The organism is Variovorax sp. V93 (assembly GCF_041154485.1).
GTDB classification, from domain to species: Bacteria; Pseudomonadota; Gammaproteobacteria; order Burkholderiales; family Burkholderiaceae_C; genus Variovorax; species Variovorax beijingensis_A.
The window spans coordinates 437,126-451,723 of record NZ_AP028670.1; the positions used below are offsets into that span (position 1 = coordinate 437,126).

At 70.6% G+C, this 14,598-nt stretch carries 15 protein-coding genes; 14 read left to right on the forward strand and 1 reads right to left on the reverse strand.

Features of this window, described 5'->3' with window-relative positions; all coding sequences use genetic code 11:
- The first annotated feature begins 10 nt into the window (after nt 1-10).
- Genes narJ through ACAM54_RS28065 form a run of 8 tightly spaced genes read left to right on the forward strand, consistent with a single transcriptional unit; the run spans nt 11 to nt 8,168 of the window.
- Entirely contained in the window at nt 11-694 is a 684-nt protein-coding gene (gene narJ, locus ACAM54_RS28030; RefSeq protein ID WP_192325609.1) for a nitrate reductase molybdenum cofactor assembly chaperone, read from the forward strand.
- A complete protein-coding gene (gene narI, locus ACAM54_RS28035) occupies nt 691-1,485 on the forward strand; it encodes a respiratory nitrate reductase subunit gamma (protein ID WP_192325611.1) in 795 nt (264 codons plus the stop codon). Before narJ ends, narI begins: the two co-directional genes overlap by 4 nt.
- Nucleotides 1,482-2,369 carry a peptidylprolyl isomerase gene (locus ACAM54_RS28040; RefSeq protein ID WP_369651554.1) on the forward strand — a complete coding sequence of 296 codons (888 nt, stop codon included), beginning with the start codon at nt 1,482-1,484 and terminating at the stop codon, nt 2,367-2,369. The genes narI and ACAM54_RS28040 overlap by 4 nt, the downstream gene beginning before the upstream one ends.
- The gene (locus tag ACAM54_RS28045) at nt 2,366-3,046 is read left to right on the forward strand and encodes a carbonic anhydrase (RefSeq protein ID WP_145744227.1); all 681 of its coding nucleotides are present in this window, start codon (nt 2,366-2,368) and stop codon (nt 3,044-3,046) included. Before ACAM54_RS28040 ends, ACAM54_RS28045 begins: the two co-directional genes overlap by 4 nt.
- A complete protein-coding gene (locus tag ACAM54_RS28050; protein WP_369651553.1) occupies nt 3,030-4,262 on the forward strand; it encodes an NAD(P)H-dependent flavin oxidoreductase in 1,233 nt (410 codons plus the stop codon). The genes ACAM54_RS28045 and ACAM54_RS28050 overlap by 17 nt, the downstream gene beginning before the upstream one ends.
- Nucleotides 4,259-6,661 carry an adenosylcobalamin-dependent ribonucleoside-diphosphate reductase gene (locus ACAM54_RS28055; RefSeq protein ID WP_369651552.1) on the forward strand — a complete coding sequence of 801 codons (2,403 nt, stop codon included), beginning with the start codon at nt 4,259-4,261 and terminating at the stop codon, nt 6,659-6,661. Before ACAM54_RS28050 ends, ACAM54_RS28055 begins: the two co-directional genes overlap by 4 nt.
- Nucleotides 6,658-7,296 carry a nitroreductase gene (locus ACAM54_RS28060; protein WP_192325617.1) on the forward strand — a complete coding sequence of 213 codons (639 nt, stop codon included), beginning with the start codon at nt 6,658-6,660 and terminating at the stop codon, nt 7,294-7,296. Before ACAM54_RS28055 ends, ACAM54_RS28060 begins: the two co-directional genes overlap by 4 nt.
- Nucleotides 7,296-8,168: an acyltransferase gene (locus ACAM54_RS28065; protein WP_369651551.1), complete on the forward strand. Its 873-nt coding sequence runs from the start codon at nt 7,296-7,298 to the stop codon at nt 8,166-8,168. The genes ACAM54_RS28060 and ACAM54_RS28065 overlap by 1 nt, the downstream gene beginning before the upstream one ends.
- A 12-nt stretch (nt 8,169-8,180) precedes the next feature.
- Here the strand turns inward: ACAM54_RS28065 and ACAM54_RS28070 are convergent, their stop codons facing one another.
- On the reverse strand, nt 8,181-8,594 hold the full coding sequence (locus ACAM54_RS28070) for a ribonucleotide reductase subunit alpha (protein WP_192325621.1): 414 nt from the start codon (nt 8,592-8,594) through the stop codon (nt 8,181-8,183).
- Between the two features lie 129 nt (nt 8,595-8,723).
- Between ACAM54_RS28070 and ACAM54_RS28075 the strand changes: the two genes are divergently transcribed.
- Genes ACAM54_RS28075 through ACAM54_RS28100 form a run of 6 tightly spaced genes read left to right on the forward strand, consistent with a single transcriptional unit; the run spans nt 8,724 to nt 14,572 of the window.
- On the forward strand, nt 8,724-9,020 hold the full coding sequence (locus tag ACAM54_RS28075; RefSeq protein ID WP_145744220.1) for a DUF2249 domain-containing protein: 297 nt from the start codon (nt 8,724-8,726) through the stop codon (nt 9,018-9,020).
- A gap of 35 nt (nt 9,021-9,055) precedes the next feature.
- Nucleotides 9,056-11,377 carry a nitric-oxide reductase large subunit gene (locus ACAM54_RS28080; protein ID WP_369651550.1) on the forward strand — a complete coding sequence of 774 codons (2,322 nt, stop codon included), beginning with the start codon at nt 9,056-9,058 and terminating at the stop codon, nt 11,375-11,377.
- Between the two features lie 18 nt (nt 11,378-11,395).
- The gene (locus ACAM54_RS28085) at nt 11,396-11,863 is read left to right on the forward strand and encodes an Rrf2 family transcriptional regulator (RefSeq protein WP_192325625.1); all 468 of its coding nucleotides are present in this window, start codon (nt 11,396-11,398) and stop codon (nt 11,861-11,863) included.
- Nucleotides 11,860-12,216, forward strand: coding sequence for a metal-sulfur cluster assembly factor (locus tag ACAM54_RS28090; protein ID WP_192325627.1), 357 nt, complete (start codon nt 11,860-11,862; stop codon nt 12,214-12,216). Before ACAM54_RS28085 ends, ACAM54_RS28090 begins: the two co-directional genes overlap by 4 nt.
- A gap of 23 nt (nt 12,217-12,239) precedes the next feature.
- Nucleotides 12,240-13,373, forward strand: a complete 1,134-nt coding sequence (locus tag ACAM54_RS28095) for a hypothetical protein (RefSeq protein ID WP_369651549.1) — start codon at nt 12,240-12,242, stop codon at nt 13,371-13,373.
- Nucleotides 13,373-14,572, forward strand: coding sequence for an NnrS family protein (locus ACAM54_RS28100; protein ID WP_369651548.1), 1,200 nt, complete (start codon nt 13,373-13,375; stop codon nt 14,570-14,572). The genes ACAM54_RS28095 and ACAM54_RS28100 overlap by 1 nt, the downstream gene beginning before the upstream one ends.
- Nucleotides 14,573-14,598 lie beyond the last annotated feature (26 nt).

The following is a 14,598-nucleotide window of genomic DNA, read 5'->3' on the forward strand; positions in this document are numbered from 1 at the left end:
GAGCGCCACGATGAAAACCCAACGCCACACCCTTCGCGCACTCGCGCTGCTGCTCGGCTATCCCGATGCGCAGGCGCGCGCCCTGATGCCGCAGCTGGCCGATGCGATGGACGCCGAGGCGGCGCTGTCGCCGGCGCGCCGAAAGGAGCTGCGGGCCCTGGCCCGCGCCCTGGTCTCGGTCGATCCGATCGAAGCCGAGACGCAGTTCGTGGAACTGTTCGACCGCGGCCGCAGCACCTCGCTGCACCTCTTCGAGCATGTGCACGGCGACTCGCGCGAGCGCGGCCCGGCGATGATCGACCTGGCCCAGACCTACGAGAAATGCGGGCTGCTGCTCGGTCCGCACGAAGTGCCCGATCACCTGTGCGTGGTGCTCGAATTCGCGTCGACCCAGCCGCCGGCGGTGGCGCGTGCGTTCCTGGGCGAGATGGCGCACATCCTTGCGTCCATCTTCAGCGCGCTGCGCAAGCGCGAGAGCGCCTATGCGAGCGTGCTGGCGGCGGTCATCGAGCTGGCTGGCCACAAGGCCGAAGCGGTGGCGGTGGCCGACGACCAGCCGCTCGACGAAAGCTGGGCCGAACCCATCGTCTTCGATGGCTGCAGCACCCAGGGCCAGGCACGGCCCGGCGATGCGCAGCCCATCCACATCGTTCGCAAGGCGGCAGCGGCCGCCGCCAGTGGAGCCCCCGTATGAATGCCCTCAACAATTTCCTCTTCGGCATCTACCCGTACATCTGCCTGAGCGTTTTCTTCATCGGCAGCCTGATCCGGTTCGACCGCGACCAGTACACCTGGAAGAGCGACTCCTCGCAGCTCTTGCGCGCCGGCCAGCTGCGCTGGGGCAGCAACCTGTTCCACGTGGGCGTGCTGTTCCTGTTCTTCGGCCACAGCGTCGGCATGCTGACGCCGCACTTCCTGTACGAGCCCTTCATCGGTGCCGGCAGCAAGCAGCTGATGGCGATGATCTCGGGCGGCATTGCCGGCCTGCTCGGCTTCATCGGCATCACGATCCTGCTGCACCGCCGGCTCGGCGACGAGCGCATCCGCCTCAACTCCAAGACCAGCGACATCGTGCTGCTGGTCCTGCTGTGGCTGCAGCTGGCGCTGGGCCTGGCCACCATTCCGCTGTCGGCCCGGCATCTGGACGGCAGCATGATGGTGCTGCTGGCCGAATGGGCGCAGCGCATCGTCACCTTCCGCGGCGGCGCGGTGGAACTGCTGGACAGCGCGAGCTGGGTGTTCAAGGCCCACATGTTCCTCGGCATGTCGATCTTCCTGATCTTCCCGTTCACGCGGCTGGTGCACGTCTGGAGTGGCTTCGCCACGGTGGGATACGTGTTCCGGCCCTACCAGGTGGTGCGCAGCCGCCGCGCGCTGGCACCGCGCAAGCCGGCCTCGGCAGCCGCTCCGAGTGCCGCGCCTCATTCGCCGCCGAAGACGGCGCCGGCCGGGGCCGTGGCCAAGTCGACGGGGGTGGCATCGTGAGCGCCGGCGGATGCGGCGGCGGCGCCTGCCAGTGCCGCGAAACCGCGGCGCCCGTGCCGGCTTCAACCCCGGTGGCCGTCGAGGCGGCAGCGACCGAGGCTGCTGCGATCGAGACCGCATGCGCGGCGATCAACGGCGTCGCCCTGCACCTGCCGGGCGAACGTCCGGACGAATACAGCCTGCGCGAGCTGGCCTGGGCCGAGCTGCTGCGGCAGGAGGCCGTCGCACGCCGGCTGCTGCCGCCTTCGGATGCGCGCCTGGCACCACGGCTGGGCATCGGCGAGCAGGCGGTGATCCAGCAGATGCTCGACGACGAGATCGAGGTGCCCGCGGCCAGCGAGGACGAATGCCGCCGCTACTACGCGGCGCGCATCGCGCATTTCGCCATCGGCCGCCGCGTGCATGCACGCCACATCCTGTTTGCGGTGACGGACGGCATCAACGTCGCGGCGCTGGCCGCGCGCGCCGAGCAGGCCCTCCTCGAACTGCGCCACAGGGATGCCGTTCCCACCCGCTTCGCCGAACTCGCGCAGACGCTGTCGAACTGCCCGAGCGGCGCCGAGGGCGGCGACCTCGGCTGGATCGGCCCGGACGATTGCGCCGACGAGCTCACGGCCGAGCTGTTCCACAACACCGAACGGCTCGACGCGCCGGGCCTGCATCCGCGCCTGGTCCACAGCCGCTACGGCTTCCACATCGTCGAAGTGCTCGCGCGCGACCCCGGGCGCCAGCAATCGTTCGAAGAGGTGAGCCAGCGCATCGCGGTGCAGCTCGCCCAGCAGTCGCGCGCCAAGGCCCTGCACCAGTACATGCAGCTGCTGGCCGGCCGCGCCGAGGTGAGCGGCCTGGTCCTCGAAGGCGCGGACTCCCCGCTGGTGCAATGACCGCACAGGAACCGGACGACCTGCTCTTGCGTCTGCGCAGGTTCCGGTCCGACTATTTCCCACGGCACCAGCAACGCTTCCAGGACCTGGTCGCCGAAGGCCAGCATCCGAAGACGCTCTTCATCGGCTGCTCGGATTCGCGGCTGATGCCCTACCTGCTGACCGGCACCGGTCCCGGCGAGCTCTTCATCATCCGCAACGTCGGCGCCTTCGTGCCGCCCTGCGACGGAACGCACGGGTTGCATGGCACGGTGGCCGCGATCGAATTCGCGCTGCTCGAACTGAAGGTCGAGCGCATCGTCGTGTGCGGCCACAGCCACTGCGGCGCGATCCGCGCGGCTTACGAAGGCGTGGCGGACGAAGCGGTGGCGCTCAAGTCATGGCTGCGGCTGGCCGACGAGGCCCTGCTGCCGGTGCGTCCCAGCCCCGCCGCGCTGCGCCGCAGCGAACAGCGCGCAGTCGTGCTGCAGCTCGAGCGCCTGATGGACTACCCGATGGTGCGCAGCCGCGTCGAGCGCAACGCGCTCACGCTGCACGGCTGGCACTACGTGATCGAGGAAGGCGAAGTCCATGTGTTCGACGCACAGGCGGGCGACTTCCTGCCGGCCTCGCTCGCCTCCAACGCCGGTACCGGCCCCTATCAACCTTATGTGGAACATGATGGATCGATCCTCTGACGAGACAGCAACCGCCCTGCAAGCGCTTTCGCGCGATTCGGGCCTGCGCAACTGGCGCCTCAAGGGCGTCGAACGCCTCCCCGTCATCCAGGGCGGCATGGGTGTCGGCGTGTCGGCCGGCGGGCTCGCCGGCACGGTCGCCGGGCTGGGCGGCATGGGCACGATCTCCGCCGTCGACCTGCGCCGGCTGCATCCCGACCTGATGGCGCTCACGGCCCACCTGAATGCGGAGCCGGACGCCGGGCAGCGCATCGATGCCGCCAACCTCGAGGCGCTGGGCCGCGAGATCGCGCGTGCACGCGAGCTCTCCGGCGGGCGCGGCCTCGTGGCCGTGAACGTGATGAAGGCGCTGACCGCCTACGAGGCCTACCTGCGCCATGCCATGGCCTGCGGCATCGACGCGCTGGTGGTGGGCGCGGGCCTGCCGCTGGACCTGCCCGAACTCGCGCGCGACCATCCCGAGGTGGCGCTCATCCCCATCCTCTCGGACGCGCGCGGCGTGCAGCTGGTGGTGCGCAAGTGGGAGAAGAAGGGGCGCCTGCCCGACGCCATCGTGATCGAGCATCCGCGGCTGGCGGGTGGCCACCTGGGCGCCTCCAAGGTCGCCGACCTGCAGGACCCGCGCTTCGACTTCGACGTCGCCATTCCGCAGGTGCTCGAGTTCTTCAGGACGGCCGGCATCGAGGGCCGCATTCCCCTCATTGCGGCCGGCGGCATCGGCAGCCTGGAAGACATCCGGCGCCTGCAGGGCATCGGCGCTTCGGCGGTGCAGCTGGGCACCGCCTTCGCTGTGACCACCGAATGCGATGCGAACCCGGCCTTCAAGAAGGTGCTGGCCGACGCCCAGCCCGCCGACATCGTCGAGTTCGTCAGCACGGCGGGCCTGCCCGCACGCGCGGTGCGCACGCCGTGGCTCGACAAGTACCTGCGGCTGGAGCCGCGGCTGCAGCACAAGGCGCACAAGAAGGAAAGCTGCACCATGCGCTTCGACTGCCTGGCGCACTGCGGCCTGCGCGACGGCACCCCGAGCTGGGGCCAGTTCTGCATCGACAAGACACTGGGGCACGCACTGGAAGGCCACCTCGACCGCGGCCTGTTCTTCCGCGGCGCGGGGGCGCTGCCGTTCGGCAGCGAGATCCGCCCCGTGCGCGACCTGATGCGATGGCTGCTCGGCGGCATCCGCCCCGCCATCCCGACGGGGGGAGCCGCGGCATGAAGCGCGAGGACGCCAGGATGGAACCACTGCCCGTGCAACCCATCAGCCGCGACGTGCTGCGGGAAAAATACCTCAAGCCCGGCGAAGCCGATGTCGAGGATCTGTTCGCGCGCGTGGCGCGTGCGCTGGCCTCGGTCGAGGCCGAAGGCGAGCGCGCTCAGTGGGAAGCGCGCTTTCTCGGCAACCTGCGCGCCGGCGCCATCGGCGCCGGCCGCATCATGAGCGCCGCCGGCACCGAGCTGGAGGCCACGCTGATCAACTGCTTCGTGCAGCCGGTGGGCGACTGCATCCAGGGCCAGGACGCCGGAGGCTATGCGGGCATCTACGAGGCGCTGCGCGAAGCCGCCGAAACCATGCGCCGCGGCGGCGGCGTCGGCTACGACTTCTCGCGCATCCGGCCGCGCGGCGCGCAGGTGCGGACCACTGCGTCCACGGCATCCGGCCCGTGCAGCTACATCGACGTGTTCGACCGCTCCTGCGCCACCGTGGAGAGCGCCGGCGCGCGGCGCGGCGCGCAGATGGGCGTGCTGCGCATCGACCATCCCGACGTGCTGGACTTCATCACGGCCAAGCGCACGCCCGGGCGCTGGAACAACTTCAATGTGTCGGTGGCGGTGACCGACAAGTTCATGCGCGCCCTCGCGGACGACGAGGAATGGCCGCTGGTGCACAGCGCCAGGCCGGGCGCCGAGCTGATCGCGCGCGGCGCGGCCCAGGCCAGCGATGGCAGCTGGGTCTACCGCAGCCTGCCGGCGCGGGATCTGTGGGACCTGGTGATGCGCTCGACCTACGACTTCGCCGAGCCCGGGATCCTGTTCACCGACACCATCAACAACGACAACAACCTGCGCTACTGCGAGCACATCGAGGCGACCAACCCCTGCGGCGAGCAGCCGCTGCCGCCGTACGGATGCTGCGACCTCGGGCCGATCGTGCTGACGCGCTTCGTGGACCATCCCTTCGGCATCGGCGGTGCGGCGCACTTCGATTTCGCGCGCTTCGGCGAAGCCGCGGCGCTGCAGGTGCGGGCGCTCGACAACGTGCTGGACCTCACCTTCTGGCCCCTGCCCCAGCAGCGCGCCGAGGCCATGGCCAAGCGCCGCATCGGCGTGGGCTTCACGGGCCTGGGTGACACGCTTGCCATGCTGTGCCTGCGCTACGACCAGCCCGAGGGCCGGGCCATGGCGGTGCGCATCGCGCGCTGCCTGCGGGACGCCGCCTACGCCGCCTCGGTGGCGCTGGCGCGCGAGAAAGGCGCCTTCCCGCTGTTCGACGCGGAGCGCTACCTGGCGCAAGGCACCTTCGCCAGCCGCCTGGACCCGGCGCTGCAGGAACAGATCCGCATGCACGGCATCCGCAACAGCCACCTGGTCTCGATCGCGCCGACGGGCACCGTGAGCCTGGCGTTCGCCGACAACGCCTCGAACGGCATCGAGCCGGCGTTCTCCTGGACCTACCGGCGCAAGAAGCGCGAGGCCGACGGCAGCACCTCCGAGTACGACGTCGAGGACCACGCCTGGCGGCTGTACCGCTTCCTGGGCGGGGATACCGGGCAGTTGCCGGCGTACTTCGTCTCGGCCCAGTCGATGCCCGCGGCCGGCCACCTGGCCATGATGGAGGCGGTGCAGCCCTTCGTCGACACCGCCATCTCGAAGACGGTGAACGTGCCCGCCGACTATCCCTACGAGGACTTCAAGGGCCTCTACCTGCAGGCCTGGACCGCCCGCCTCAAGGGCCTGGCCACCTACCGGCCCAACAGCATCCTGGGATCCGTGCTGGAGCTCACGCCGGCAGCGCCGCCGGAGGCCCGTCCCGCCGCCGACAGCGTGGCGGCCGATCCGATGCGCGCGATGATCGAGAGCCGACCGAAGGGCGCCCTGAACGCCGTCGCCGAGAAGATCGAGTACTGGACGCAGCAGGGGCGGCAGACGCTCTACCTGGTGGTGTCGTTCCTGCCGCTGGCCGACGGCCGCGAGCGGGCCGTGGAATTCTTCATGCCCGTGGGCCAGAGCGGCGAATCCCAGCAATGGATCACCGCGAGCATGCGGCTGCTGTCGCTGGCCGCGCGCGGCGGCTTTCTCGAACGCGCGCTGGCCGACATGCGCAAGGTCGCCTGGGACCGGGGGCCGGTGCGCCTGGGCCACCACCTGAAGGCCGACGGCACCCAGGTGCCCATGTGGCACGACTCCGAAGTGGGCGCCATCGCCTATGCGATCCAGCAGCTGATCGCGCGCCGCAGCGGCCAGGCGAGCGCGGCGCCGGACGCGCCGGCACCCTCCGTGGCCGCCCCTGTCCCGATGGTGGGGGCCAAGTGCCCCGAATGCGGCGCCCACGCCATGATCCGCAAGGACGGCTGCGACTACTGCACGCAGTGCGGACACCTGGGAAGCTGCGGATGAGCCCGGCCGCCGGCGTTCCGGCCGATTCGCCCATGACCGCGCGGCAGCTGGCCGCGCTCCTGCACGCGCGCCGCACCGTCCTGCCCAAGCGGCTCGGTGCGCCGGGGCCCGATGGTGCCGAGCTCGAGCAGATCCTCGGCGCCGCCGCCTCGGCCCCGGACCATGGCGGCCTGGTGCCATGGCGCTTCGTCATCGTTCCGCCGCCGCAGCGCGAGCGGCTCGCCGAAGTGTTCGCGCAGGCCCTGCTGCAGCGCGACGCCGCCGCCACGCCCGCGCAGCAGGGCCAGGCGCGCGAGAAGGCCTTTCGCGCGCCGCTGCTGATGCTCGCGGTCGCACGGATGGGCCCCGGCAACGAGGAGATCCCGGCCACCGAGCGCATCCTGTCGGCCGGATGCGCCATCCAGAACATGCTGCTGGCCGCCACCGCCCTGGGCTACGGCTCGGCGCTGACCACCGGCAAGGCGCTGCAGTCGGACGAACTGCGCGCCCTGTTCGCGCTCGACCGGCACGACGAGCCGCTGTGCTTCATCAGCGTGGGCTCGGTGACGGTCCAGAAGGCCGGTCCCGCGCGGCCCGCGCTCGAGCGCTATGTCAGCGAACTGGGCTGCGTGCCACAGCTTCCTCCGTGCGACTGATGCATTCCGTGCACGGTGCGCTCAACGGGCTGCTGCTCGGCCTGAACACGCTGCTCGCATTCACGCTGATGGTGCCGCCGGCATTGGTCAAGCTGCTGGTGCCGGCCGACCGCGTGCGCACCGGCTGCGACCGGGTGCTGAACCGGCTGGCCGGCGGCTGGGTCGCCGTCAACAACGCCTGGATCGCACGCGCGTGCCCCGCGCCATGGCAGATCCGGGGCATCGAGGGCCTCAACCCCCGCGGCTGGTACCTGGTGTCGAGCAACCACCAGAGCTGGGTCGACATCCTGGTGCTGCAGCGCGTCTTCCACGGGCGCATTCCCTTCCTCAAGTTCTTCCTCAAGCGCGAGCTCATCTGGGTGCCGGTGATCGGGCTGGCCTGGTGGGCGCTCGACTTTCCGTTCATGAAGCGCGGCCGCGGCACCGGTCGCGCCGACCTTGCGACCACCCGGCGTTCCTGCGAGAAGTTCAGGCGCGTGCCGACAGCCGTCATCAATTTCGTCGAGGGCACGCGCTTCACTACGGCCAAGCATGCCGCGCAGAACAGCAGCTACCGCCATCTGCTCGAGCCCCGCTCCGGCGGCCTTGGCGTGGCGCTGGCCACGATGGGCGAGCAGTTCGAGGCGATGCTCGACGTGACCATCGTCTACCCCGAGGGGACGCCGAGCTTCTGGGCGCTCTTGTGCGGCGGCGTGCGGGCCGTGGCGGTCGATGTCCGCCAGCGCGCCATACCACCCCATCTGCTGGGCACGGATCCGTCGGGCGACAAGGCGCGCCGCGCGCACACCCGCAAGTGGATCGAGGCCCAGTGGCAGGACAAGGACCGCCTGATCCAGGAGCGGCTGGCGGCGCGCCGCGGCGTTCGAAAGTAGCCGGGGGGCACCTCAGCCGAATCGCAGCGGCCGGCCCTCGGTGTCGAGCGCGAGATAGTCGCCGAAGGCACCGCTTCGCACGCCCTCGACCATGGCCTCGAGCGCGCTGTCGATGCGTTCGGGCGAGGGCGGCTGGCCGTTGGCGCCCGACAGGCCGGCCGCGAACATCACGCGCCAGGGCAGGCTTACGCGGCGCGATTCGGCCACCAGTGCGGCAAAGGTGCTGAGTTCCGGCAGGCTTTTTTCAACGCAGGCCACGGGCGTCAGCGAACCGCCCTGCCCCGCCTCGAAGCGGGCGCGCTGCGCCGCATCGGCATCGCCGGGCAAATCGGCTTCGGCGAACACGAACAGCAGACGCTGGGGCTCGGGCTGGGCCGCCGCGGCCTGCAGCAGCTGGTCGAAAAGAGAGGATGAGGAAGAAGGCATGCCGTGAGCGTCGCCGCTGCCTTCGCTCCCGATGTTGATGCAGATCAAGCTGCGCCGCACACGCCTTCCTAGCATAGGTGCATCTGAAATACACCTTTCGAGCCTCGTCGCTCCCAGCAGGAAAAACCCATGAAATCTGCAGCTTCCTCCTCGTCCGTGATCGATGTCCGCAGGCTCGAGCCGCGCTTTCGCCACGCGCACATCTTCTCCACCTTTGCCGCCCTGGACGTCGGCCACGCGATCGAACTGGTGAACGATCACGATCCCCAGCCGCTGTATGCGCAGTTCCAGTCGCAATGGCCCGACCGGTTCGCATGGAACTACCTCGAGGCGGGCCCCTCGGTCTGGCGCGTGGCCATCACCAAGGTGCCGGCTTTCGACGCACACGCGAGCGGCGGCTGCTGCGGCGGATGCGGCGGCGCCTGAGCACCATCGATCCGAATTCCGAAGAAGGAAACATCATGAGCAACAACAACCGGCTGTGGCGCTGGCTGGCCTTCATCTTCGTGCTGTCGTTCGGCGCGCTCGGCTACCTGGGCGTGCAGATCTACCTGACCGCGCCGCCGATCCCGAGCGCGGTCACCAGTTCCGACGGCGAGGTCGTCTTCACCGGCGAGCAGATCCAGCGCGGCCAGCAGGTCTGGCTCTCGACCGGCGGGCAGCAGCTGGGCTCCGTGTGGGGCCACGGCAGCTACGTCGCGCCCGACTGGTCCGCCGACTGGCTGCACCGCGAGGCCGTGGCGCTGCGCAACCGCCACGCCCAGGCCTTTCGCAAGGACTTCGATGCGCTGAGCCCGGCGGACCGCGGCGCGCTCGCGGCCACCGTGGTCGAGCAGATGCGGCGCAACACCTACGACGCGGCCAGCGGCGTGATCACCGTCCCGGCCGACCGCGCGCAGGCGATCCGGGAGGTGGCGGCCCACTACGAGGCGCTGTTCGGCGACGACAGCGCGCTCGCCACGCTGCGCGACCAGTACGCGATGACGGCGGGCACGCTGCCCGAGCGCGCCGACCGCCAGGCACTCACCGCCTTCTTCTTCTGGACTTCATGGGCCGCCGCCACCGACCGCCCCGGGGAAACGGGCCTGAGCTACACCAGCAACTGGCCGCACGAGCCGCTGGTCGGCAACACCATGACCAGCTCGGCCGCCGTCTGGTCGATGGTGAGCATCTGCCTGCTGCTGGCGGCCATTGCGGCCATGCTGTGGCTGCACGGCAGCCGCAAGCACGAAGCCGAAGCGCAGCCGCCCAAGGCGGACCCGCTCCTCGGCGCCGTGGCAACGCCTTCCATGAAGGCCACGCGCAAGTACTTCTTCGCGGTGATCGGGCTGATGCTGCTGCAGATCGCGATGGGCGTCATCACGGCCCACTACGCGGTCGAGGGGCAGTCGTTCTTCGGGCTGCCACTGGCCGAGCTGCTCCCCTACGTGGTGAGCCGCACGGTGCACACGCAGATCGGCATCTTCTGGATCGCCACCGCTTGGCTGGCCACGGGCCTGTACATCGCGCCGCTGCTGTCGGGGCGCGAGCCCAGGCTGCAGAAGCTCGGGGTGGACGTGCTGTTCTGGGCGTTGATCGCCATCGTGGTCGGCTCCACGCTGACCGGCTGGCTCGGCACGCTGCAGCATCGCGGCGTCGACTTCAGCTTCTGGCTGGGCAACCAGGGCCTCGAATACACCAGCATGGGCCGCTTCTGGCAGGTGCTGCTGTTCGTCGGCCTGCTGTTCTGGGTCTTCCTGCTGGGCCGCGCGCTGTGGCCCGCGCTGGTCAAGCCGTCGGCATCGCGCGGCCTGATCGCGATGGTGTTCCTGTCGGCCACCTGCATCGGCGGCTTCTATTCGACCTCGCTGGTGTGGGGACAGCACACCCACTACTCGATGATCGAGTACTGGCGCTGGTGGCTGGTGCACCTCTGGGTGGAAGGCTTCTTCGAGGTGTTCGCCACCGCGGTGGTCGCGCTGATCTTCACGCGCCTGGGGCTGGTGCGCACCGAGAGCGCCAACCGCGCCATCATCGCCGAGACCATCGTGTTCCTGTTCGGCGGCATCCTCGGCACGCTGCACCACCTCTACTTCACCGGCACGCCGACCTCGGTGATCGCCGTGGGCGCCGTGTTCTCGGCGCTCGAAGTGGTGCCGCTCACGCTGATCGGCCTGGAGGCCCTGCAGACCTGGCGCCGCTCGCAGGCCATGCCCTGGCTCGCCGCCTACAAGTGGATCGTCATGTGCTTCGTGGCCGTCGGCTTCTGGAACACGATCGGCGCCGGCGTGCTCGGCTTCGCGATCAATCCGCCGGCCTCGCTCTACTACGTGCAGGGGCTCAACATGACGGCCGCCCATGGCCATGCCGCGCTCTTCGGCGTCTACGGCATGCTGGGCATCGGGCTGATGCTGTTCTGCCTGCGCGGCCTGTACGACCGCCAGCTGCATGCCGACCGGCTGCTCAGGCCCGCGTTCTGGAGCCTCAACATCGGCCTCGCGATGATGGTGTTCCTGTCGCTGCTGCCCGCCGGCATCTACCAGGCCTGGGCCAGCGTCACGCAGGGCCTGTGGTACGCGCGCTCGGCCGAGATCGTGCATTCCCGCGTGATGGAGACACTGGTGTGGATGCGGGTGCCGGGCGACATCGTCTTCGCCGTGGGCGCGGTGCTGCTCGCGGCCTATGCGCTGCGCCTGCTGCGCCGTCCGGCGGCGCAAGCCGCGCCGCAGCCATCGGTGCGCGGCAAGGGCCGAAAGGGCCCGGCCCTCCAGGCCGGCCACGTGGGCCACGCGGCCGAACGGTGACACGACGCCATTGCAGCCATGAAGCTCACCGCCTTCACCGACTACAGCCTGCGCGTGCTGATCTACCTGGCCGCGCAGCCCGAGCGCCGCGCCACCATCGGCGAGATCGCCACCGCTTTCGCGGTGTCCGAGCATCACCTGACCAAGGTGGTGCACTTCCTGGGCAAGGAGGGGTGGCTGGCCAACATCCGCGGCAAGGGCGGCGGCCTCGCGCTCGCGAAGCCGCCCGAGGCGATCAACATCGGCGACGTGGTGCGCCACACCGAGGGCGGTGCCATCGTGGAATGTTTCGGGGAAGGCGGCGGCGCGTGCCGCATCACCGGCCTGTGCCGCCTGCAGGGCGTGCTGGGCGAAGCCGTGGCGGCATTCCACGCGGTGCTGCAGCGCTACACGCTGGCCGACCTCGTTCACAACCGGGAGGCGCTGGCCACGGTGTTCCTGGCAGGCCGCATCGGCATGGCGCAAGCCGAACGGGAGGGCGCGTGAACTCGCCGGCGGACACGGCGCCGGCCGCGGCCCGCTTTCCGTACGACGGGCCGGAACATCTGCGCGCGCCGCTGGCCGCGGCGCTGTCGCGCGTCGTCGATCCGGAGATCTCGATGAACATCGTCGATGTCGGCCTGGTCTACGGCGTCATGGTGGACGCCGCGATGGCGCACGTGCGCATCACGATGACCTCTGCGGCCTGCCCGGTGATCGAGCTCATCATGGACGAGGCGGAAGCCGAGCTGGACAAGGTCGTCCCGCCCGAGCTGCAGATCCGCGTCGAGCTGGTGTGGGAGCCGCCGTGGAGCCCGGAGCGCATGAGTCCCGGCGCCAAGCGGTTCATGGGATGGTAGGCGCTGCAAGCCCCGCCGCCCGCATGGGACGGCCAACGAAGACATCGCCGGCGCGCCGCTGGATTCCGGCGCGTGCGCTGTTCGGCGCGCTGGCCGGCGTGTCGCTGGTGGCAGGCATGGCGGGCGGGCTCTGGCGGCTCGGTGTCGCCGTGCCGGACCCGCATTCCTTCACCTGGACCGGCCAGGTGCTGCTGGTGCACGCCGCATTGATGGTCTGCGGCTTCCTGGGCACCGTCATCGGCATCGAGCGCGCCGTGGCCGTCAAGCATCGCTGGGCATTCGTGGCGCCGCTGGCGTCGGGCGCCGGTGCCCTGTGCCTGGCCTTCGGGCCGCAGGCCGCCGGCGCGTGGCTCTGCGTGGCGGCGGCGGTGTTCTTCCTGGCGGTCAACGCGTTGGTCGTGTGGCGCCAGCGCGCGGCGCACACGCTGCTGCTGGCGGTCGGCGCGGCCGCGTGGGTGGTGGGCAACCTTCTGTTCGCCGCCGGCCGCGACGGCAGCGCCGTCTTCCCGTGGTGGTTCGCCTTTCTGGTCATGACCATCGCGGCCGAACGGCTCGAGATGACGCGGCTCATGCGCCGGCGCCCGGCCGCCAGCGTGACGCTGCATGCCGTGCTGGCGCTGCTGCTGGCAGGCGCCGCGTGCTCGGGCGCGGCCCCGCGCGCCGGCGGACTCGTCTACGGTGCGGCGCTTGCGCTGCTGGCCGCGTGGCTGGCGGTGTTCGACGTCGCGCGGCGCACGGTGTTCACGCACGGCATCAGCCGCTACATGGCGGTCTGCCTGCTGGGCGGCTATGCCTGGCTCGGGATCGCGGGCGTGGCGTGGGTCGCGACCGCGCTCGGATGGCCCGCGCGCGACGCCGCGCTGCACGCGCTGGGGCTGGGCTTCGTCATCAGCATGGTGATGGGGCACGCGCCCGTCGTGCTGCCGGCCATCGCGCGCATCAAGCTGCGCTTCGGCGCCTTCTTCTACCTGCCGCTGGCGGCGCTGCACCTGTCGCTTGTCGTGCGGCTCGCGCTGGGAAGCTTCGGCGATCCGCTGCGCGCCGCCGGGGCTTCGCTCAACGCGGCCGCGATCGTCTTCTTTGCCGTCACCGTGGCCGGCGCGGCCGTCGCGTGGCGCATTCAACATGGCGCCGAGGGCGCCCGAAAGGCCAGATGATGGCAAGCTTCATTCCGCTCGAACCCGCACGACCCCCGTCGATCCAGCCTCCGGTCTTTGCGCTGTGGCAGCTCGGCTTCCGCCCCTTCTACCTGCTCGCCAGCGGCTTCGCGGCGCTGTCCATCGCGCTGTGGGCCATGCAGTTCGCCGGCTGGCTGCCGCGCGCCTACCTGCAGGGGCCGATGTGGCATGCGCACGAGATGCTGTTCGGCTTCGCGCTGGCCGTGATCGTCGGATTCCTCTTCACCGCGGGCCGCAACTGGTCGGGCCAGCCCACGCCCACGGGGCTGCCGTTGGCGGCGCTGGCGGTGCTCTGGGTGGTGGGCCGGGTGCTCGTGCTCACGCCCTTCGCCTGGTCGGCCGCGGTGGCCAACGCGGCCTTTCCGCTGGCCTGCGCGCTGGCGCTGGCGCGCCCGCTGGTGGCCGCGCGCAACCGCCGCAACTACTTCTTCGTCGGCCTGCTGCTGTTGCTCGCGGGCGCCGCGCTCGCCTTTCACCTGTCGGCGCTCGGCGTGATCGAGGTGCCGGCGTGGCTGGGCATCCAGGTGGCGCTGGATGTGCTGCTGTTCATCATGGCCGTCATGGCGGGCCGGGTGGTGCCGATGTTCACCAACAACGGCATTTCCGGCGCCGGTGCCACGCGGCACCCGCTGGCCGAGAAGATCGCGCTGGGCTCGGTGCTCGGTCTGCTGCTGGCCGACGCCGCGGGCCTGCCGCCGATCGCCATGGCCGCCATCGCGCTGCCCGCGGCGCTCGCGCACCTGGTGCGCTGGCTGCTGTGGCGGCCCTGGAAGGCTTCGGCCAACACGCTGGTGCTCGTGCTGCACGTGGCCTACGCGTGGATTCCGGTTCACCTCGCACTGCGGGCACTGGCGGTGCTGCACGGCGGGGTGCCGGCATCGCTCGCCACCCATGCGCTGACCGTGGGCGCCGCGGGCGGGCTCATCATCGGCATGATGGTCCGCACATCGCGCGGCCACACCGGCCGGGTGCTGCGCGCCGACCAGGTCGACACCGCCTGCTTCGTGCTGGTCCTCCTCGCCGCGCTGGTCCGGGTGCTCGTGCCGCTGGCCGCACCGGCCCACACGGTCGCCGCGGTCCTTTGTTCCGCGGCGTTCTGGAGCCTGGGCTTCGGCCTGTTTGCCGTGCGCTACTGGCCCGTGCTGACCCGGGCCCGGGTGGACGGCAAGCCCGGCTGAGCGCTCTCTCCACGCGGCCGCTTGAT

Excerpts from the sequence above, each read along its gene's own strand:
- ACAM54_RS28045 (WP_145744227.1), top strand. The coding sequence starts at position 2,366 with ATGACCGCACAGGAACCGGACGACCTGCTCTTGCGTCTGCGCAGGTTC.
- ACAM54_RS28080 (WP_369651550.1), top strand. The coding sequence starts at position 9,056 with ATGAGCAACAACAACCGGCTGTGGCGCTGGCTGGCCTTCATCTTCGTG.
- narJ (WP_192325609.1), top strand. The coding sequence starts at position 11 with ATGAAAACCCAACGCCACACCCTTCGCGCACTCGCGCTGCTGCTCGGC.
- ACAM54_RS28065 (WP_369651551.1), top strand. The coding sequence starts at position 7,296 with ATGCATTCCGTGCACGGTGCGCTCAACGGGCTGCTGCTCGGCCTGAAC.
- ACAM54_RS28070 (WP_192325621.1), bottom strand. The coding sequence starts at position 8,594 with ATGCCTTCTTCCTCATCCTCTCTTTTCGACCAGCTGCTGCAGGCCGCG.
- ACAM54_RS28055 (WP_369651552.1), top strand. The coding sequence starts at position 4,259 with ATGAAGCGCGAGGACGCCAGGATGGAACCACTGCCCGTGCAACCCATC.
- ACAM54_RS28100 (WP_369651548.1), top strand. The coding sequence starts at position 13,373 with ATGGCAAGCTTCATTCCGCTCGAACCCGCACGACCCCCGTCGATCCAG.
- ACAM54_RS28075 (WP_145744220.1), top strand. The coding sequence starts at position 8,724 with ATGAAATCTGCAGCTTCCTCCTCGTCCGTGATCGATGTCCGCAGGCTC.
- narI (WP_192325611.1), top strand. The coding sequence starts at position 691 with ATGAATGCCCTCAACAATTTCCTCTTCGGCATCTACCCGTACATCTGC.
- ACAM54_RS28085 (WP_192325625.1), top strand. The coding sequence starts at position 11,396 with ATGAAGCTCACCGCCTTCACCGACTACAGCCTGCGCGTGCTGATCTAC.
- ACAM54_RS28050 (WP_369651553.1), top strand. The coding sequence starts at position 3,030 with ATGGATCGATCCTCTGACGAGACAGCAACCGCCCTGCAAGCGCTTTCG.
- ACAM54_RS28095 (WP_369651549.1), top strand. The coding sequence starts at position 12,240 with ATGGGACGGCCAACGAAGACATCGCCGGCGCGCCGCTGGATTCCGGCG.
- ACAM54_RS28060 (WP_192325617.1), top strand. The coding sequence starts at position 6,658 with ATGAGCCCGGCCGCCGGCGTTCCGGCCGATTCGCCCATGACCGCGCGG.